This is a genomic window from Streptococcus sp. CF8_Ac1-9, assembly GCF_024295565.1.
Taxonomy (GTDB): domain Bacteria; phylum Bacillota; class Bacilli; order Lactobacillales; family Streptococcaceae; genus Streptococcus; species Streptococcus parasanguinis_X.
The window spans coordinates 46,541-64,645 of record NZ_JANCOY010000001.1; the positions used below are offsets into that span (position 1 = coordinate 46,541).

The following is an 18,105-nucleotide window of genomic DNA, read 5'->3' on the forward strand; positions in this document are numbered from 1 at the left end:
AGATATGCTAAATAGACTATTGAAAACCCCCATTTTAAGTTGTTCAATTATATTTGTTATCTGCTCAGCAGCAAGGCTATTCGAATACTTCTATATGAGGACAGATGAAACTTTTTTATCGGAGAATTTTCTACATAAGCTTTTTGGAATACTTTTATTGTGGGGAATTCTTTCAATTAGCAAATTAAGATGGATAGATATTGGTTTTACACCTAATGGAATTATAAGAGGTATAGGAAATGGCCTGCTTTTTGGCTTAGTATGCTCCATCTTTGCATATTCAGTTGAGTGTATTGTTCTCTTGTTTCTTCATGGCAATGTTCACTTATCATTTTATGCGAGTGGTTTCTCTTTAACTGATGAAAAAGGAACACAAGCAGGCATCTTATTTATCTTGTTAAGTGTCTTATTTAACCTGATAAACGTGTGGATGGAAGAAGGAGTTTTTCGTGGCCTTTTCACAAAAATTCTTGAAGGGATTTCTTACCGCAAGAGTCTATTCTTTATAGCCTTCCTATTTGGAATATGGCATTTGGCAATGCCCTTAAGAGATTATCTTCAAGAAGAATCGTCACTCTTAAATCTTATTGTTATGGGAATTGGCTATGTTATCCTAGCGGGAATGATGAGTATCAAATGGTCTTTACTTTACAAAATGACAGGTTCCTTGTGGCTAGGACTAGGAGATCATCTTTTCAACAATCTTGCTTCAAATCTGGTTCATGTTGTCTCAAATTCTGAATCAGATAGCTTGCAGATAGTGAGAATTATTCTTTGGCAGTTGTTGTCATTTGCAATTGTTTTGAGCATTTATAAAAGAAAGTCGAAGGCTATAGCGAATCAATAATGAAGCTCTTTTAAGAATTTTTGAATCCTGTTACATTTTATGAATCAACGATTAAAAAATTTTTTATAAGGAACTCTAACAAAAAGCCCCTGTCTGAAAACGATGATCTCAGACAGGGGGCTTTCTTTATTCTTGGATCATGGCTAGGAGGTCCTCTCCTGTAGTGGTTGGAAGGATCCGGACTCGTTTGAGGGAATAGAGTCCATCAGCGGAGCTGGCTAGTCCATTTTTAGTGGTGAGGCCAAGTTTGTAGTCAGCTTTCTTGGCTTGGTCGATCGTGACCTGGCTGTAGCGACCAGATGGGTAGACGATAACGCTGGTATTTTGATCCAGCACCTTATCCAGCAGGCGTTTAGAAGCGACCAGCTCATTCTTTTGGGTCGCAAGACTGGAATTGGCTAGGTCTGGATGATTGACCGTATGGCTTTCAAAGGTCAAGCCAGCTTTTTTCATCTCTTTGATTTGGTCAAAGGTCAGGACATTTTCTTTTTCCTTTTGGGTAAAGTCCGTGATGATATTGTTAGTGGCGGTCATCTTGTATTTCTTAAGAAGCGGATAGACGATGGTATAGAAATCCTCGACACCATCATCAAAGGTCAGCCAGACATATTTCTTTCCTTTGGGGACTTCATTTTTAGCGAGGATGCGATAGGCTTCCTCAGGTGTCAGTGTGTAATAACCGGCTTTTTTCAGGGCCTTTAGTTGGCTTTCAAAGGTCTCTGGATCGACAATCAGATTGGCATTGGCAGCTTCTGACTCGGCCATATTGTGCACTGAGTGGTACATGAGGATGGGCAGTTTGACCGGCTTTTTCACTCGGGTCCACTCGATAGAGGAACTGTGTTCATCTAGCGAGCGCGTCACGGCAGTGCCACTTGTATTCCCGTCACTTGGCTGAGTGATCCGTTTGATCAGAAGAAAGCTACAAATGAAGATACAGACCAGTAGGAAGGCATTGATTCCAAGTAGGGCTTTGATTTTTTTAGGTACTCTTCGTTTACTCATAGTGTCACCGTTTTCATCATTTTCTCTATTGTACCACAAATTCTATGTTCTTTTCCAGAACTTGCTACAGGCAGATCCTGTCATGAAAATTCAGAATTTTTAAGGCAATTGGCTGTCAAACGCTCAAGTTTTTGTTATAATGGAGCTACTATAGAAAATTCAAGGAGTCAATAGGATGTCTGTTAAGATTGCCTTACTAGGATTTGGTACTGTTGCTAGTGGCGTACCATTTTTATTAAAAGAAAACCATGAAAAAATCACCCAGGCAGCTCAAGATGAAATCGAGATCGCTAAGGTCTTGGTTCGAGATGATGAGGAAAAGGAAAAATTACAAGCTGCTGGTCACGACTACAACTTTGTGACCAATGTCGATGAGATCATTGAAGACAAAGACATTGCCATCGTTGTGGAATTGATGGGCCGTATCGAGCCAGCTAAGACCTTTATCACCCGTGCTCTTGAGGCGGGTAAGCATGTGGTCTCTGCTAACAAAGACCTTCTTGCCGTTCATGGAAGCGAGTTGCTAGAGATTGCTCAAAAACACCAAGTGGCTCTTTATTATGAAGCTGCCGTAGCTGGTGGGATCCCAATCCTTCGGACCTTGGTGAATTCCCTTGCTTCCGACAAGGTGACCAAGGTTCTTGGTGTGGTCAATGGAACCTCTAACTTCATGATGACCAAAATGGTCGAAGAAGGCTGGACTTATGAAGATGCTTTAGCAGAAGCGCAACGTCTTGGTTACGCTGAAAGTGATCCAACCAACGACGTTGAAGGAATCGATGCTGCCTACAAGATGGTGATCTTGAGCCAATTTGCCTTTGGGATGAATATCCAATTTGACCAAGTAGGTCACAAAGGAATTAGCCAGATCACTCCTCAAGATGTATCGGTTGCTCAAAGCCTTGGATATGTCATTAAGCTGGTCGGATCTATCGTTGAAACAGAGTCAGGGATCGCAGCAGAAGTGACACCAACCTTCCTTCCAAAACAACATCCACTCGCAGGAGTGAATGATGTCATGAATGCGGTCTATGTGGAATCCATCGGTATTGGTGAGTCTATGTACTACGGACCAGGTGCTGGTCAAAAACCAACTGCGACAAGTGTCGTAGCCGACCTCGTTCGCATTGTCCGTCGACTAAAAGAAGGAACAATCGGTAAAGCCTTCAATGAATACAGTCGCCCTCTTCAATTGGCTAAGCCAGAAGACGTGAAGAACAATTATTACTTCTCAATCAAGGCACCAGATGCGACTGGTCAAATCTTGCGTCTTGCGGAAATCTTTAATGCAGAAGGAGCTTCCTTCAAGCAAATCCTCCAAGAAGACTCAGATGGTCACTATGCAAGTGTTGTCATCATTACTCACCAAGTTAACCAAACTCAATTCAAGAACTTGGTTGAAAAATTGGATTCAGAGGCGAATTTCGAACTCTTGAATACCTTTAAAGTCTTGGGAGAATAAGCATGAAAATTATTGTTCCAGCAACCAGTGCCAATGTAGGGCCAGGATTTGATTCTGTTGGGATTGCCGTGACTCGCTATTTGACCATTGAAGTCCTTGAACCAGCAGATGCTTGGTTTATTGAGCATGATCTTGGAGCAGGGATTCCGACAGATGAGAAAAACCTTTTGCTCTCAACAGCTCTTTCTATCTCAACTGATATGCAACCCCATCGGATCAAGATGACTAGTGAAGTGCCTTTGGCGCGTGGTCTGGGTTCTTCTAGCTCGGTCATTGTCGCAGGGATTGAATTGGCTAACCAATTAGCCAACCTCCAGCTATCAGATGCTGAGAAATTGCGCATCGCGACCGAGATCGAAGGTCATCCGGATAATGTAGCTCCAGCTATCTTTGGGAATATGGTCATTGCGAGCTACATCGGTGAAGCTGTCCAATATGTCACGGCTGACTTCCCAAGCTGTGACCTTGTGGCCTTTGTACCGAGCTACCAATTGAAGACCAGTGATAGTCGGAATGTCCTACCGAAAGAATGGTCTTATAAGGAAGCTGTTGCAGCTAGTAGCGTAGCCAATGTCGCTATTGCAGCTCTCCTCAAGGGAGATTTGCTGACGGCTGGTCGCTCCATCGAGTCTGATCATTTCCACGAACGCTACCGTCAATCTCTTGTCAAAGAGTTCCCTCAGGTCAAAGAAGTCGCGCATGCGCATGGGGCATACGCCACCTATCTGTCAGGAGCAGGCCCAACGATCATGAACCTCTTAGCCCCAGAGCATACAGTCACCTTTGTCGCAGCTCTCGAAGAACTCGGGCTAGATGGTCAGATTTTCCAACTTAAAATTGACACATTTGGCGTTCGTGTTGAGAAATAAACCTCAATGTAACACAAATGAAAGAAGGATGTATACGAATGTATATGTCCTTTTTGCTTCTTCTATGGTAGAATGGAAACTGTATGGGGAAAAGCTCAAGCTTTCCCGAAAGTTTAGGGGGAAACATGAAACCAGAATATTTATATAGTATTGCTACCGATCTTGGACTGCAATTTGATGGCGAAGCCTGTGTGATGTATGGAGAGCGTGAGGGCTTCTTGTTAGTCATTGAAGGCGCTCAAACCAAGAATGTATTTACCATTTCACTCAGTGTGAAACAAGGTTCCGAAGGAGACTTGATCGAAGATAGTGAAATTCTTTGGAATGAATTAAAAGAACAATCAAAAGCCATTAATGCTATCTCTTCTGATGGTTACTTGACCTCGATCGTTGTCAAGGGTGGAATGACCAAAGGGAAGGCTGTCGAAACCTTATGGACAGCTATCCAAGATATTGTTGATTTCTTGCTCAACCACCAATTTGTGCAAGTGAATGCGGAAACGGGTGAGGAAGGACCAATCGGTCTGTATCAAATTGGAGATGCGATCTTTTTAATCGACGATGCAACCTTTAGAGCCTACCAAGCCGAAGTGCAAGATACAGTTGAGGCTTATGAAGCGCGGGAAGAGAATTTCCTTTTAGGGATTGTAGGCGCTGTGATCGGTGTGATCATCGGTGGAGCAGTTGCCCTCTTGGTAGCGCGTCTTGGCTATGTATCTGTTTTAGCAGGGGCTGCCCTCGGTTATTGTACTATCAAAGGTTATGAGATCCTTGGTAAGAAATTGACTAAAAAAGGTGTGGTAGTTTCAGCTATTTTGATGGTCTTGACGGTCTTTTTGGTCAACCAATTAGATTATACTTTGGCGCTCATGAGTGAACTGGATTTGCCATTTGATATGTCCTGGACGCTTCTCAATGAAGCGACATTCTCAGGGGACGTCCCAGATAAATTTTACTTGAATCTAGGATTGCTAGCTGTCTTCACTCTTGGTGGTGCTTGGATTTCGGTCAAATCAGCTCTGGATGGACAGAAGAATCGTGCCATCGCTCGTAAAATTGCATAGTGAATGATAAAAGGAAGGCCTGAATATTATAGGTCTTCTTTTGTTTTTTAGGGTCGAAAAATAGTCAAAAATTTGGTATAATAGTTTGTATTTTATAGAGAGAGAACAGACAGAAAGATGAATGAAAAAATAAATCAAATTCTTGAAGGGATTGATATCCGTTTTCAAGAAGCTTTAAAACATTATACCTTTACAAAGGTAGGTGGGAATGCAGAATTTTTAGCTTTTCCTCGCAACCAATACGAATTAAAACGCATCGTCCAATTTGCCAACCAAGAGCAAATTCCATGGATGGTTCTGGGCAATGCGTCCAATATCATTGTCCGCGATGGGGGCATTCCGGGATTTGTCATTATGTTTGATCGCTTGCGTGACATCAGTGTGGATGGTTATGTGATCGAAGCAGAGGCAGGAGCTAAACTCATCGACACCACCCATGTGGCCTTGCACCATAGTTTGAAAGGCTTCGAGTTTGCTAGTGGCATCCCAGGCAGTGTCGGTGGCGCAGTCTTTATGAATGCGGGAGCCTATGGAGGAGAGATCGCGCATGTCCTAGTATCCTGTAAGGTCTTGACCAAAGACGGAGAGATCGAAACTCTGTCAGCGAGTGAACTAGCTTTTGGCTACCGTCATTCTAAGATTCAAGAAACAGGCGCTGTCGTCATCTCTGCCAAATTTGCTTTGTCACCAGGCAATCACGAGGCGATCAAGCAGGAGATGGATCGGTTGACCCATCTTCGTCAGTTGAAACAACCCCTTGAATACCCTTCATGTGGATCTGTCTTTAAGCGTCCTGTTGGCCATTTTGCAGGTCAATTGATCAGTGAAGCAGGTCTAAAAGGCTATCGAATCGGTGGTGTGGAAGTTTCTGAAAAGCATGCCGGCTTTATGGTCAATGTCGATAATGGAACAGCTAAGGACTACGAAGACCTGATCGCCCATGTCATTGAGGCAGTAGAAGCTCACTCAGGCGTCCGTTTAGAACCAGAAGTTCGCATTATCGGCCAAGCCTAAGAGCTTTAGTATTGAAGAACAATTGATTGTGAACCATCGATAGCATCAGTCGGAGAGGGGGTGAGTGCCTATCGATACCGTAAATAGGTGGGGCAGTCTAGTAAGTCCCCGAGAGGTATTGGTGGTCTGACAGGTCTTCCTGTCAGCCGCTGCGTTTTCTTTTGAAAAGCAGTTTGGTAATCGTAGTAAAGAAGGAATTTATGTGAATTGAAAAAACCAATTATTGAGTTCAAAAATGTTTCAAAGGTCTTTGAAGATAGCGGAACCGTTGTCCTAAAGGATATCAATTTTGAATTGGAAGAAGGGAAGTTCTATACCCTGCTCGGTGCATCTGGATCAGGGAAATCGACTATCCTTAATATCATTGCCGGTCTTTTGGACGCGACGACTGGAGATGTCTACCTTGATGGGGAACGGATCAATGATGTCCCTACCAACAAACGGGACGTCCACACCGTCTTTCAGTCCTATGCCCTGTTTCCACATATGACGGTCTTTGAAAATGTGGCTTTTCCCCTTCGTTTGAAAAAGGTGGATAAGGCTGAGATCGAACGTCGAGTTTCAGAAGTCTTGAAAATGGTCCAGTTAGCAGGATTTGAAAAACGTTCGATCCAAAAATTATCCGGTGGTCAACGCCAGCGGGTAGCTATTGCACGGGCTATTATCAATGAACCACGAGTGGTCCTTTTAGATGAGCCCTTGTCTGCACTTGACTTGAAGCTTCGGACAGACATGCAGTATGAGTTGCGGGAATTGCAACAACGTTTGGGGATTACCTTTGTCTTTGTTACCCACGACCAAGAAGAAGCCCTTGCCATGAGTGACTGGATCTTTGTCATGAATGAAGGAGAGATCGTCCAATCTGGTACACCGGTTGATATCTATGATGAACCGATCAACCACTTTGTAGCGACTTTTATTGGTGAATCTAACATTCTAGATGGTCGCATGATCGAGGACTACTTGGTTGAGTTCAATGGCAAACGCTTTGAAGCCGTCGATGGTGGGATGCGTCCAAACGAACCAGTTGAAGTCGTCATTCGTCCTGAAGACTTGCAAATCACTCTTCCTGAAGAAGGCAAGCTCCAAGTGAAGGTGGACACCCAGCTTTTCCGTGGTGTGCATTACGAGATCATCGCCTATGATGATTTGGGAAATGAGTGGATGATCCACTCCACTCGGAAGGCCATCGTAGGAGAAGTTATCGGGCTAGACTTTGAACCAGAAGATATCCACGTTATGCGTCTCAACGAAACCGAAGAAGAATTCGATGCGCGGATCGAAGAGTACGTTGAAGTGGAAGAGCAAGAAGCTGGTTTGATTAATGCCATTGAGGAGGAAAGAGATGAAGAAAACAACCTCTAATCTATTTATCCTCCCCTATTTCTTGTGGATTTTTCTCTTTGTCTTGGCTCCTGTAGTCATGATCATCTTTCAATCGTTTTTCAACGTTGAAGGGCAGTTTTCACTTGAAAACTACAAAGAGTTCTTTACTTCGCAAAATTTGACCTATTTAAAGATGAGCTTTAATTCGGTCCTTTATGCCGGAATCGTCACCCTGGTGACGCTTTTGATCTCCTACCCGACTGCTTACTTTTTGACGCTGCTCAAACACCGGCAGTTGTGGTTGATGTTGATCGTCTTGCCAACCTGGGTCAATCTCTTGCTCAAGGCCTATGCCTTTATCGGAATCTTTGGTCAAAACGGCTCCATCAATAGCTTTTTAAGCTTTCTCGGAGTCGCTCCCCAGCAGATCCTCTTTACTGATTTCTCCTTTATTTTTGTAGCCAGCTACATCGAGTTGCCTTTTATGATTTTGCCGATCTTTAATGTCTTAGATGACTTAGATCCAAACTTGATCAATGCCAGCTATGATTTGGGAGCCAATCGTTGGGACACCTTCCGTCATGTGGTCTTCCCCTTGTCCATGAATGGAGTCCGCTCAGGTGTGCAGTCTGTCTTTATTCCTAGTCTGAGTCTCTTCATGTTGACACGGATGATCGGGGGAAACCGCGTCATTACCCTAGGGACTGCGATTGAACAGCACTTCCTAACAACACAAAACTGGGGAATGGGTTCTACCATCGGAGTTGTTCTGATCCTAGCTATGCTCTTTACCATGTGGGCAACTAGAGAAAGGAGAGAACGATGAAAAAAGTATCTCATTTCTATCTAGGTTTCGTCTTTTTGATCCTCTATCTTCCTATCTTTTATTTGATTTTTTATGCCTTCAATAAAGGGGGAGATATGAATGCCTTCACAGGCTTCACGCTTGAGCATTTCAATGAATTGTTCGCAGATAGTCGCCTGATGCTGATCTTATCAGAGACCTTCCTCTTGGCCTTCTTGTCAGCCTTGATTGCGACAGTGATTGGTACCTTTGGAGCCATTTATATCTACCAATCGAAGAAAAAGTTAGAAGGGCCTTTGCTCTCCATTAACAACATTCTCATGGTAGCGCCAGACGTTATGATCGGGGCCAGCTTCTTGATACTCTTTACGACGGTGAAGTACCAGCTAGGGTTCCTATCTGTTCTGGCTAGCCACGTGGCCTTCTCGATTCCCATTGTGGTCTTGATGGTTTTGCCACGACTTAAGGAAATGAACCGGGATATGGTCAATGCTGCCTATGACTTGGGAGCTACTCAAGTCCAAATGCTCAAAGAAATCATGTTGCCGTATCTGACACCAGCCATTATTGCTGGCTACTTTATGGCCTTTACCTATTCTCTTGATGACTTCGCCGTGACCTTCTTTGTAACTGGAAATGGCTTTACAACCTTGTCTGTAGAGATCTACTCACGTGCGCGTCAAGGGATTTCCCTTAGTATCAATGCCTTGTCCGCCCTTGTCTTTCTCTTTAGTGTGCTCTTGGTCATCGGTTATTACTTTATCACCCGTGAAAAGGAGGAAGCAGCATGAAAAAACTTTATTCATTCCTAACTGGGATTGTCCTTGTCATTCTGGTCCTCTGGGGAATTAGTAACCAGATCGAAGCGAGCATGAATACCAAGAATAGTGACAAGTTGGTTATCTACAACTGGGGAGATTATATCGATCCAGACTTGCTCAAGGAATTTACCAAAGAAACAGGGATTCAGGTACAATATGATACTTTTGATTCCAACGAAGCCATGTATACTAAGATCAAGCAAGGGGGAACCACCTACGATATTGCGATTCCTAGTGAATACATGATTGCTAAGATGATGGATGAGCATCTGGTTGAAAAGTTAGACCAATCCAAGATCAAAGGGATGGAAAATATCGATCCAAAACTCTTGAACCAATCGTTTGATCCGGGCAACCAATATTCAGTCCCTTACTTCTGGGGTACCTTGGGGATTATCTACAATACCAAGATGGTCAAAAATGCTCCTGAACATTGGTCAGATCTCTGGCGTGAAGAGTACAGAAATGACATCATGATGTACGATGGTGCGCGTGAGGTCATGGGAATTGGTCTCAATACCTTGGGCTATAGCCTCAATGAAAAGGATCCAAAGAAATTGCAAGAGGCAGTAGATAAACTCTACACCTTGACACCAAACATCAAAGCTTTGGTGGCCGATGAGATGAAAGGCTATATGATCCAAAACAATGCGGCTATTGGGGTTACTTTCTCAGGAGAGGCTAGCCAAATGCTCGAAGCCAATAAGGATCTTCGCTATGTCGTCCCAACTGAAGCCAGCAACCTTTGGTTTGATAACATTGTCATTCCAAAAACAGTGAAAAATAAAGAAGCAGCATATGCCTTTATTAACTTCATGCTTCGTCCTAAAAATGCTTTGAAAAATGCTCTTTATGTCGGCTACTCTACGCCAAATAAAAAAGCCAAAGCCATGTTGCCAAAAGAAATCCAAGATGACCAATCCTTCTATCCAAGCGATGAAACACTGGACCATTTGGAAGTCTATCAACAATTAGGCAAGAAGTTGCTTGGAGTCTATAACGATCTTTACCTTCAGGTCAAGATGTATCGAAAATAACAAAAAGGAACCTTCGGGTTCCTTTTTGATTGAAGATAAACTCCTCTTAGAAACTTTCCTTAAGTGAGTACGGACGTCAGCGAACTTCGAAGAAGTTCCATGACTTAGTTTTGGATCTAAGGTTCCAAAACTCCCGAGTGCTAGAAACAATGGTGTTTCTAGCACTTTTCTCACAGCGGAAAGTTTCATTATATATTTAGATGCTCTACAAAAATGCAACATTTGAATTTTTAGCATCACTTAGGTGTTATTTGTAAAAAAGGATTATCTATATTCTAGCAGAACACCGCAGGTTCTTTTATGATTGCTGCATAAAGTCTCTAACTAGTGAGTTAGATTGAGATTCAAATGAAAGATGCTATAATAGTAAGGAAAGTGACTGGCCCATTCAGTCATGAAAGGAAGGATTGGAGAAGAAGAGATGAAGAGACGACTGGAACTATTTTTGATTATTCTGTTACCGATCCTAGGAATTGTTTTTCTAGGAGGAAAAATCATGACCCTGACCAAAAGACCCGAACAGAAGATAACGGCCTCATCTTCAAAGAAAGTCGTACAAAAATCAGAAGAAGAGATAAAAAAAGAGCAAATCGCTTATCTCAAAGAGCATGAGCAAGAAATCGTCGATTTTGTGAAAGCCCAAAATCCGAAAGTCGAATCCGTTCAGATTGATTGGGATCAAACTCAGTGGGGAGTAGCCGGAAATGGGACGCCACAAGGTGGTGACGAGATGATTCTCATTTTTGGTGGGTTTAATCAAAATCCTGAATCTGGTTGGCGAGTTGATTTGGTTGTGGAAGATGGAAAGATTAATTTAAAGACGATGTCACTGGGGCAAAACTTAAGCTTAGGTCAAGAAATTTTCGAGTGAATAAGTTGATAGATTGATTCGAAGTGTGTAGATTGGAGAGAATTGAATGAAGAGACGTGTGGAACTCATTTTTCTAATAGTGTTTCCAATCCTAGGAGTTGTTTTTCTTGGAGGAAAAATCATGAATCTGACAAAAAGGCCAGAGCAGAAGATAACGACCACTTCTTCAGAAAAAGTTGCACAAAAATCAAAAGAAGAAATAAAAAAAGAGCAACTGGACTATCTAAAAGAACACGAACAGAAGGTCATTGATTTAGTCAAAGCACAAAATTCAAAAGTAGAATCCGTTCAGATTGATTGGGATCAGACACAATGGAGTGATGGTGGACTTACAACTCCTGAATATTATATGAATGTTTTTGGACGTATTAATCATATTGAGAACTCAGGATGGGGAGTGGATATTCCCATGAATGAAGATGGGACTGTAAATCTTAAAAATATGACAATGGGTGATTACATCAGTATTGATGGTGAGCCTATTGACTAATGGAAATATAAAGCGTATTGAAAATGAACGGTTTTAGAGAAAGTTACCACATGGAAAAACGAACGATATTTAAATTAATCACTACGATAGCTGTTTTTGTAAGTATGGGTGGTTGCGTAAAACCAAAAGAGCAAACGAAACAAGCGCAAACTGTCGTTTCTTCATCAACCAAAGAAGACAAAGAAGCCATAAAACAAAAACAAATCGCTTATCTCAAAGAGCATGAGCAGGAAATCGTCGATTTTGTGAAGTCTCAAAATCCTAAAATTGAGTCAGTTCAGATTGATTGGGATGAAACTCAGATGAGTGATGGTGGGCTTACAACTCCCGAATATTATATGAATATTTTTGGTCGCATTAATCATATTGAGAACTCAGGATGGGGAGTAGATTTTCCAATTAATGATGATCAGTCAATTAACCTGCGAGAAATGTTTATGCTTCATGAACCTACGATTGGCGGAAAGCCTATTTCCTAGGTAAGTACAATGCATTTTGAAAAAGAACTGTTTTAGAGAAAGATAGCACATGATAAAACAAACGGTGTTTAAATTAATCACTACCTTAGCTCTCCTTGCATGTATAGGAGGATGTACCATAAAATCAAAAGAGCAAACGAAACAAGTGCAAACTGTCACCTCTTCATCAACCAAAGAAGACAAAGAAGTCATTAAACAAAAACAGCTCGCTTATTTGAAAGAACACGAGCAAGAAATGACGACCTATGTGACAGAACATAATGCTAACATTACGCAGGTGTCTTATGACTGGGACAGTATTAAAACAGTTGTAGGAGGTAATGGAACACCTCAGGGAGGTGACGAAATACTATTAGTTTATGGTTATGCCAATGAAAGTAAACTAACAAATTTTAGATTGAATTTTACATTAGATAAAAATAAGATTCCTAAGATAGATTCAATTGGTTCTGATAGTTTGTATCGGGTAGAAAAGAAATGATCCGTCCGTTAGACAATGAGAGATGCAATAGAGGAATCACTTTTAAACGAAATAAAATTATGAGAAAACAAATAAACAATCTGATGATCGCACTTGCTTTCATTTTAACAATTGGATGTCTAGTAGGATGTGTGAAGCAAGAACGTGAAAAAAGCAGACAAGCGCAAACTGTCACCTCTTCAACTACAAAAGAGGACAAAGAAACCATTAAACAAAAACAGCTCGCCTATCTAAAAGAACACGAGCAAGAGATCGTCGATTTTGTGAAAGCACAAAATTCAAAAGTTGAATTCGTTCAGATTGATTGGAACAGTATGCAAATTGAAGAGTCTGGAAACGGAACGCCTCAGGGTGGTGGATACAATTTATCTATTTCTGGTCAAATTAATCAATTAAAAAAAACAAAATTCTCCGTTGATTTTTACCTAGAAGATCAAAATAGCATACCAACTATCAAAAAAATGGGGATGCTAAATGATATTTATATCGAGGAAAATGGTGGCTGGAAAATTTTTCCTAAGTAAATAGAAGTAATAGTGTTAGGAGGAAACATGAAAAGTAAAATGAAATGTACACTTAAGTTAATAGCTTTAATGCTTATTTTTACAAGCATTGGAGGTTGTAGTGTAAAGCAAAAAGCTCATACGAAACAAGCGCAAACTGTCACCTCTTCCTCCATCAAAGAAGATACCGCAACTGTTACTCAAAGGCAAGTAAACTTTTTAAAGAAACATGAGTCAGAAATTACGGATTACATAAAGTCAAATGATCCAGAAGTTGTTCAAGTCAAGTATGACTGGGATAGTGTGAAAGTAGGAGATAGTGGTGCTTTTACGGAATCTGGGTTTGACATCCGTTTAAAGGTCTATGGAGAAAATGATAAGGAACTAAATGGCTATTCATTTTTTATTGTCCCAAAACCAAATGTTGAGAATCCAAGTTCAATTGATTCAATTTCTGGTTCGAATTTTCCTTAATTAAATCAACAGATCATTCTACCTATTAAGAGGAAAGGATTCAAAAAATATTTGAGCTATGAGTCCATAATAGATCCAGAAATGATAGGTGGAAGAATTTTCGAATAAATAAGTTGATAGATCAATTAAAAGTGTGTAGATTGGAGAGAATTGAATGAAGAGACAAATGGAACTATTTTTGATTATTTTGTTACCGATCCTAGGACTGGTTTTTCTTGGAGGAAAAATCATGACCCTGACCAAAAGACCCGAACAGAAGATAACGGCCTCATCTTCAAAGAAAGTCGTACAAAAACCAGAAGGAGACATAAAAAAAGAACAACTGGACTACCTAAAAGAACACGAACAGAAGGTTATTGATTTAGTCAAAGCACAAAATTCAAAAGTTGAATCCGTTCAGATTGATTGGGATCAGACGCAGTGGGGTGATGGTGGACTAACAACTCCTGAATATTATATGAGTGTTTATGGACGTATAAATAATATTGAAGAATCGGGTTGGGGAGTAGATATCCCAATTAATGAGGACAATACATTGAATCTATATGAGATGTATATAGGATCCGACATTAGAGTAGGGGGTAGATTATTTGAGTAATTGCAATGTTGAATGAGAGGAATAAAAAACGTGCTATGTGTGAGTAATAGAGCAATAGTGCAAATTGTCACTTACCTCATAGCTCTTTAATTTAAAATTTTGATGATTAAAGGTAAAGAAATCATTAACTCATGTTTTAAAAAGCTCGATCTAGTGTGATAGTTTGGATTTCAAACTATAAATGCTAGAATATCGGAATAACATTTATCCAGTTTCCAATTATAGAGAATAATCTGTACAGAATGATAGGAGGACTTATGAAAAGTCGAAAAGTCATGCTAACAATTGCTTCAATTGCAGCACTGCTTATTGTAGGTGGATGTACCATGAAACAGAAAGAAGATACCAAGCAAGATAAAACGAATGTTTCTTCATCTACGAAAGCACTAAAGGAAGATGAAGAAACTATAAAGAAAAAGCAACTGGACTACCTAAAAGAACACGAACAAAAGGTTATTGATTTAGTCAAAGCACAAAATTCAAAAGTCGAATCCGTTCAGATTGATTGGGATCATACACAATGGAGTGATGGTGGACTGACAACTCCTGAATATTATATGAGTGTTTATGGACGTATAAATCATATTGAAGAATCAGGTTGGGGAGTAGATATCCCAATTAATGAGGACAATACATTAAATTTAGATGAGATGTATATAGGATCCGACATTAGAGTAGGGGGTAGATTATTTGAGTAATTGGAATTTGAGCAGTTTTGATAATCTAGATGGTTCAGAAGCTGAATCAACATATAGAGATAGACTCCAACAAGTTTCCATATGAACAATTGGATCAAATCCAGGAAGAGAGTTCAAAGCTCAAATGGGAGTATGACAACGAGATAGATGCTTTCTATAAAAATCAGAAAATGCTGGAATCGAAAGATAAAAAAAAACAGTAAGGTTGTCCTTACTGTTTTTTTAGTTGGTTCCAGATGATGCTGTATCTGCGCCACTGTCTGTTGCTGTGGAGCCTTGGTCTTGTGCGGCAGACGAATTAGATTCGGTAGCAGATGAGCTATCGGTTTCTTTTTGTGAACTTGTTTCTGTATTGCTTGAATTGGTTTGTGTATTGGTATTAGCATCTGTATTGGTAGCGCTTGAGTCAGAGCCCTTATCATGAACCACGACAACGCTGGTGCTACTAGATGGTTTGTCTTCTGTTTTTTGATTATCTTTATTGAGCAAGCTCATGATGGTAAAGGAAGTGACGATAATCCCTAAGAGACTGGCAATCGTAGCTACAACGGTTTGAAATACGGACAACCCTTGTTTGACTTTCTCACCGCGAGATGGTCTTGTATCTGCTTTTTCCTCAGGTTTTTGGTTTTTGTTACTTCTTGAATATTGTGACATGTTCATTCTCTTTCTATCAAAAATTGTTTTTTAACACTTTCCTATTATAAGTCATTTTCTGAAAAATGTCTAAAAAGAACTGATTTTTATAGAGTGATTTTGCTGCATCTCTCTTTATCAAATCCTTGTCCCAAGCGGTTAGAAATGATAAAATAGAAGTTACGTAAAAAGAAAGTGATGGATGCGTAGGACATGATCTATTTTGACAATTCAGCAACGACTAAACCTTATCCAGAAGCCCTTGCGACCTATACAGAAGTAGCGACTCGGATCTGGGGAAACCCTTCTAGTTTGCACAATCTAGGTAGTCAAGCTACTCGTATTTTGGAAGCTTCTAGAAAACAAATTGCGGAGCTAATTGGCAAGAAAGCTGATGAAATTTACTTCACGTCTGGTGGGACAGAAGGGGACAACTGGATCCTCAAGGGTGTCGCCTTTGAGAAAGCTCCTTATGGCAAGCATATCATTGTCTCTGACATCGAGCATCCTGCCATCAAGGAATCGGCTGCTTGGTTAAAGACGCAGGGATTCGAAGTGGATTACGCTCCAGTGGATGCGCGTGGCTTTGTCAAGGTGGATGCCTTGGCTAACCTACTCCGTCCAGATACGACCTTGGTCTCTGTCATGGCCGTCAACAATGAGATTGGCTCCATCCAGCCCATCCATGATATCGCGGCTCTCCTAGAAGATCGCCCAACGGTTAGTTTCCATGTCGATGCGGTTCAAGCTTTGGCAAAGGTAGCAACAGAAGTTTATCTACCAGAGCGCGTGGACTTTGCGACCTTCTCTAGTCACAAATTCCATGGACTTCGCGGAGTCGGCTTTGTCTACATCAAAGAAGGCAAAAAGATCACCCCTCTCTTAACCGGAGGTGGTCAAGAAAAAGAAATGCGCTCGACAACTGAGAATGTGGCAGGAATCGCAGCAACAGCAAAAGCCCTACGCTTAGCCATGGAAAACCAAGAAGCTTTTGCCAGCAAGACCCAGCTGATGAAAGAAGTTATCCGCAAAGAATTGGCCAACTATCCAGATGTCACCATCTTTTCTGGTGAGGATCACTTTGCGCCTCACATCTTGACTTTCGGGATCAAAGGAGTTCGTGGAGAAGTAGTGGTCCATGCCTTTGAAGAGTTTGATATTTACATCTCAACAACCAGTGCCTGCTCGTCTAAAGCTGGTAAGCCAGCTGGAACCTTGATTGCTATGGGAGTGGATAAGAGTATCGCACAGACAGCTGTTCGCTTGAGCCTCGATCTTGAAAATGACATGAGCCAAGTCGAGCAATTCTTGACCAAGTTCAAACTGATTTACGAGCAAACACGAAAAGTACGTTAATTTTAGAAGGAAATCAACATGACCTTAACCTATTCAGAAATTATGATACGCTATGGAGAGCTTTCTACTAAAGGAAAGAACCGTATGCGTTTTATCAATAAACTTCGCAATAATATCCAAGATGTTTTATCTATCTATCCATCTGTCAAAGTGACAGCCGACCGCGATCGGGCGCATGCTTATCTGCATGGGACGGATTATGAGCCAGTAGCAGAATCCCTCAAGCAGGTTTTTGGAATCCAAAATTTTTCACCTGTTTACAAGATTGAAAAATCTGTTCCGGCCTTAAAAGCGGCAGTGCAAGAGATCATGAAGGAGATTTACAAGGATGGCTTGACCTTTAAAATCTCAAGTAAGCGCAGTGACCATACCTTTGAACTCGATAGTCGCGAGCTCAACCAAACCTTGGGAGGTGCGGTCTTTGAAGCGATCCCAACCATCCAAGCTCAGATGAAAAAACCAGATATCAACTTGCAAGTTGAAATTCGAGAAGAAGCAGCTTACATCTCTTATGAAACCATTAAGGGAGCAGGTGGCCTTCCTGTTGGTACGTCTGGCAAGGGCATGCTCATGCTTTCAGGTGGGATCGACTCTCCAGTAGCTGGTTACCTAGCCTTGAAGCGTGGAGTGGATATCGAGGCAGTACACTTTGCTAGCCCACCTTATACCAGCCCAGGTGCCTTGAAAAAGGCCCATGATTTAACACGGAAGTTGACCAAGTTTGGGGGCAATATCCAATTTATCGAGGTGCCCTTCACAGAGATCCAAGAGGAAATCAAGGCAAAAGCGCCAGAAGCTTACCTCATGACTTTGACCCGTCGCTTTATGATGCGCATTACAGACCGTATTCGCGAGGTTCGCGGTGGTTTGGTAATTATCAATGGTGAAAGCTTGGGACAAGTGGCTAGCCAAACCTTAGAGAGTATGCAGGCCATCAATGCAGTGACCAATACGCCGGTTATCCGTCCGGTGGTGACCATGGACAAGTTAGAAATCATCGATATTGCCCAAGAGATTGATACCTTTGAAATCTCTATCCAGCCATTCGAAGATTGTTGTACCATCTTTGCACCGGATCGTCCAAAGACCAATCCAAAACTCAAAAATGCGGAGCAGTATGAGCAACGCATGGATGTGGAAGCTTTGGTTGAGCGTGCGGTAGCAGGCATCATCGTAACAGAGATCACACCAAAAGCAGAAAAAGATGAGGTCGATGACCTGATCGAGGATTTGCTATAGGAGAGACTGGGAGTATCCAGCCTCTTTTTC

Annotated in this window: 21 protein-coding genes; 19 read left to right on the top strand and 2 right to left on the bottom strand. The window is 41.4% G+C overall.

What is annotated here, in order from left to right; translation table 11 throughout:
• Positions 1-4: 4 nt before the first annotated feature.
• Positions 5-847, top strand: a complete 843-nt coding sequence (locus NML76_RS00205) for a CPBP family intramembrane glutamic endopeptidase (RefSeq protein ID WP_254732368.1) — start codon at positions 5-7, stop codon at positions 845-847.
• A 126-nt stretch (positions 848-973) separates the two neighbouring features.
• Here NML76_RS00205 and NML76_RS00210 read toward each other — a convergent pair whose 3' ends face one another.
• Positions 974-1,852, bottom strand: a complete 879-nt coding sequence (locus NML76_RS00210) for a polysaccharide deacetylase family protein (protein ID WP_254732370.1) — start codon at positions 1,850-1,852, stop codon at positions 974-976.
• 175 nt (positions 1,853-2,027) lie between these two features.
• Between NML76_RS00210 and NML76_RS00215 the strand changes: the two genes are divergently transcribed.
• From NML76_RS00215 to NML76_RS00290, 16 genes are all read left to right on the top strand, one after another.
• Positions 2,028-3,314, top strand: a complete 1,287-nt coding sequence (locus NML76_RS00215) for a homoserine dehydrogenase (RefSeq protein WP_201090012.1) — start codon at positions 2,028-2,030, stop codon at positions 3,312-3,314.
• A 2-nt stretch (positions 3,315-3,316) separates the two neighbouring features.
• Entirely contained in the window at positions 3,317-4,183 is an 867-nt protein-coding gene (thrB, locus tag NML76_RS00220; protein ID WP_254732372.1) for a homoserine kinase, read from the top strand.
• A gap of 83 nt (positions 4,184-4,266) precedes the next feature.
• Positions 4,267-5,247 carry a hypothetical protein gene (locus tag NML76_RS00225; protein ID WP_118095303.1) on the top strand — a complete coding sequence of 327 codons (981 nt, stop codon included), beginning with the start codon at positions 4,267-4,269 and terminating at the stop codon, positions 5,245-5,247.
• A gap of 117 nt (positions 5,248-5,364) precedes the next feature.
• Positions 5,365-6,261 carry a UDP-N-acetylmuramate dehydrogenase gene (gene murB, locus NML76_RS00230; RefSeq protein ID WP_254732376.1) on the top strand — a complete coding sequence of 299 codons (897 nt, stop codon included), beginning with the start codon at positions 5,365-5,367 and terminating at the stop codon, positions 6,259-6,261.
• Positions 6,262-6,468: 207 nt separating this feature from the next.
• A complete protein-coding gene (locus tag NML76_RS00235) occupies positions 6,469-7,626 on the top strand; it encodes an ABC transporter ATP-binding protein (protein ID WP_003002881.1) in 1,158 nt (385 codons plus the stop codon).
• Positions 7,607-8,413: an ABC transporter permease gene (locus NML76_RS00240; protein ID WP_003011144.1), complete on the top strand. Its 807-nt coding sequence runs from the start codon at positions 7,607-7,609 to the stop codon at positions 8,411-8,413. Before NML76_RS00235 ends, NML76_RS00240 begins: the two co-directional genes overlap by 20 nt.
• Positions 8,410-9,183: an ABC transporter permease gene (locus NML76_RS00245; protein WP_003002847.1), complete on the top strand. Its 774-nt coding sequence runs from the start codon at positions 8,410-8,412 to the stop codon at positions 9,181-9,183. Before NML76_RS00240 ends, NML76_RS00245 begins: the two co-directional genes overlap by 4 nt.
• The gene (locus tag NML76_RS00250) at positions 9,180-10,250 is read left to right on the top strand and encodes a PotD/PotF family extracellular solute-binding protein (protein ID WP_155169581.1); all 1,071 of its coding nucleotides are present in this window, start codon (positions 9,180-9,182) and stop codon (positions 10,248-10,250) included. The genes NML76_RS00245 and NML76_RS00250 overlap by 4 nt, the downstream gene beginning before the upstream one ends.
• 421 nt (positions 10,251-10,671) lie before the next feature.
• Positions 10,672-11,121, top strand: a complete 450-nt coding sequence (locus NML76_RS00255) for a hypothetical protein (protein WP_229101008.1) — start codon at positions 10,672-10,674, stop codon at positions 11,119-11,121.
• A 46-nt stretch (positions 11,122-11,167) separates the two neighbouring features.
• Positions 11,168-11,611, top strand: a complete 444-nt coding sequence (locus tag NML76_RS00260; protein WP_155169594.1) for a hypothetical protein — start codon at positions 11,168-11,170, stop codon at positions 11,609-11,611.
• Between the two features lie 50 nt (positions 11,612-11,661).
• Entirely contained in the window at positions 11,662-12,090 is a 429-nt protein-coding gene (locus NML76_RS00265; protein WP_155169596.1) for a hypothetical protein, read from the top strand.
• Between the two features lie 49 nt (positions 12,091-12,139).
• Positions 12,140-12,571, top strand: coding sequence for a hypothetical protein (locus NML76_RS00270; protein ID WP_155169598.1), 432 nt, complete (start codon positions 12,140-12,142; stop codon positions 12,569-12,571).
• 59 nt (positions 12,572-12,630) lie between these two features.
• A complete protein-coding gene (locus NML76_RS00275; RefSeq protein WP_155169792.1) occupies positions 12,631-13,095 on the top strand; it encodes a hypothetical protein in 465 nt (154 codons plus the stop codon).
• A gap of 27 nt (positions 13,096-13,122) precedes the next feature.
• Positions 13,123-13,548: a hypothetical protein gene (locus NML76_RS00280; RefSeq protein ID WP_155169600.1), complete on the top strand. Its 426-nt coding sequence runs from the start codon at positions 13,123-13,125 to the stop codon at positions 13,546-13,548.
• 154 nt (positions 13,549-13,702) lie between these two features.
• A complete protein-coding gene (locus NML76_RS00285; RefSeq protein WP_173018890.1) occupies positions 13,703-14,146 on the top strand; it encodes a hypothetical protein in 444 nt (147 codons plus the stop codon).
• Between the two features lie 257 nt (positions 14,147-14,403).
• Positions 14,404-14,844 (top strand): hypothetical protein, encoded by a 441-nt coding sequence (locus NML76_RS00290; RefSeq protein ID WP_254732378.1) that lies wholly within the window; start codon positions 14,404-14,406, stop codon positions 14,842-14,844.
• Between the two features lie 222 nt (positions 14,845-15,066).
• Here the strand turns inward: NML76_RS00290 and NML76_RS00295 are convergent, their stop codons facing one another.
• Entirely contained in the window at positions 15,067-15,501 is a 435-nt protein-coding gene (locus NML76_RS00295) for a DUF6556 family protein (protein WP_023918376.1), read from the bottom strand.
• Positions 15,502-15,693: 192 nt separating this feature from the next.
• On the opposite strand from NML76_RS00295, the gene NML76_RS00300 reads away from it, so the two are divergent.
• The gene (locus tag NML76_RS00300; protein WP_023918374.1) at positions 15,694-16,836 is read left to right on the top strand and encodes a cysteine desulfurase family protein; all 1,143 of its coding nucleotides are present in this window, start codon (positions 15,694-15,696) and stop codon (positions 16,834-16,836) included.
• 18 nt (positions 16,837-16,854) lie between these two features.
• Positions 16,855-18,075: a tRNA uracil 4-sulfurtransferase ThiI gene (thiI, locus tag NML76_RS00305; RefSeq protein ID WP_254732380.1), complete on the top strand. Its 1,221-nt coding sequence runs from the start codon at positions 16,855-16,857 to the stop codon at positions 18,073-18,075.
• Positions 18,076-18,105 lie beyond the last annotated feature (30 nt).

What these genes read in the sequence shown, in the direction of transcription:
- NML76_RS00205 (WP_254732368.1), top strand. Translation starts at nt 5, where the DNA reads ATGCTAAATAGACTATTGAAAACCCCCATTTTAAGTTGTTCAATTATA.
- NML76_RS00210 (WP_254732370.1), bottom strand. Translation starts at nt 1,852, where the DNA reads ATGAGTAAACGAAGAGTACCTAAAAAAATCAAAGCCCTACTTGGAATC.
- NML76_RS00215 (WP_201090012.1), top strand. Translation starts at nt 2,028, where the DNA reads ATGTCTGTTAAGATTGCCTTACTAGGATTTGGTACTGTTGCTAGTGGC.
- thrB (WP_254732372.1), top strand. Translation starts at nt 3,317, where the DNA reads ATGAAAATTATTGTTCCAGCAACCAGTGCCAATGTAGGGCCAGGATTT.
- NML76_RS00225 (WP_118095303.1), top strand. Translation starts at nt 4,267, where the DNA reads ATGGGGAAAAGCTCAAGCTTTCCCGAAAGTTTAGGGGGAAACATGAAA.
- murB (WP_254732376.1), top strand. Translation starts at nt 5,365, where the DNA reads ATGAATGAAAAAATAAATCAAATTCTTGAAGGGATTGATATCCGTTTT.
- NML76_RS00240 (WP_003011144.1), top strand. Translation starts at nt 7,607, where the DNA reads ATGAAGAAAACAACCTCTAATCTATTTATCCTCCCCTATTTCTTGTGG.
- NML76_RS00245 (WP_003002847.1), top strand. Translation starts at nt 8,410, where the DNA reads ATGAAAAAAGTATCTCATTTCTATCTAGGTTTCGTCTTTTTGATCCTC.
- NML76_RS00250 (WP_155169581.1), top strand. Translation starts at nt 9,180, where the DNA reads ATGAAAAAACTTTATTCATTCCTAACTGGGATTGTCCTTGTCATTCTG.
- NML76_RS00255 (WP_229101008.1), top strand. Translation starts at nt 10,672, where the DNA reads ATGAAGAGACGACTGGAACTATTTTTGATTATTCTGTTACCGATCCTA.
- NML76_RS00260 (WP_155169594.1), top strand. Translation starts at nt 11,168, where the DNA reads ATGAAGAGACGTGTGGAACTCATTTTTCTAATAGTGTTTCCAATCCTA.
- NML76_RS00265 (WP_155169596.1), top strand. Translation starts at nt 11,662, where the DNA reads ATGGAAAAACGAACGATATTTAAATTAATCACTACGATAGCTGTTTTT.
- NML76_RS00270 (WP_155169598.1), top strand. Translation starts at nt 12,140, where the DNA reads ATGATAAAACAAACGGTGTTTAAATTAATCACTACCTTAGCTCTCCTT.
- NML76_RS00275 (WP_155169792.1), top strand. Translation starts at nt 12,631, where the DNA reads ATGAGAAAACAAATAAACAATCTGATGATCGCACTTGCTTTCATTTTA.
- NML76_RS00280 (WP_155169600.1), top strand. Translation starts at nt 13,123, where the DNA reads ATGAAAAGTAAAATGAAATGTACACTTAAGTTAATAGCTTTAATGCTT.
- NML76_RS00285 (WP_173018890.1), top strand. Translation starts at nt 13,703, where the DNA reads ATGAAGAGACAAATGGAACTATTTTTGATTATTTTGTTACCGATCCTA.
- NML76_RS00290 (WP_254732378.1), top strand. Translation starts at nt 14,404, where the DNA reads ATGAAAAGTCGAAAAGTCATGCTAACAATTGCTTCAATTGCAGCACTG.
- NML76_RS00295 (WP_023918376.1), bottom strand. Translation starts at nt 15,501, where the DNA reads ATGTCACAATATTCAAGAAGTAACAAAAACCAAAAACCTGAGGAAAAA.
- NML76_RS00300 (WP_023918374.1), top strand. Translation starts at nt 15,694, where the DNA reads ATGATCTATTTTGACAATTCAGCAACGACTAAACCTTATCCAGAAGCC.
- thiI (WP_254732380.1), top strand. Translation starts at nt 16,855, where the DNA reads ATGACCTTAACCTATTCAGAAATTATGATACGCTATGGAGAGCTTTCT.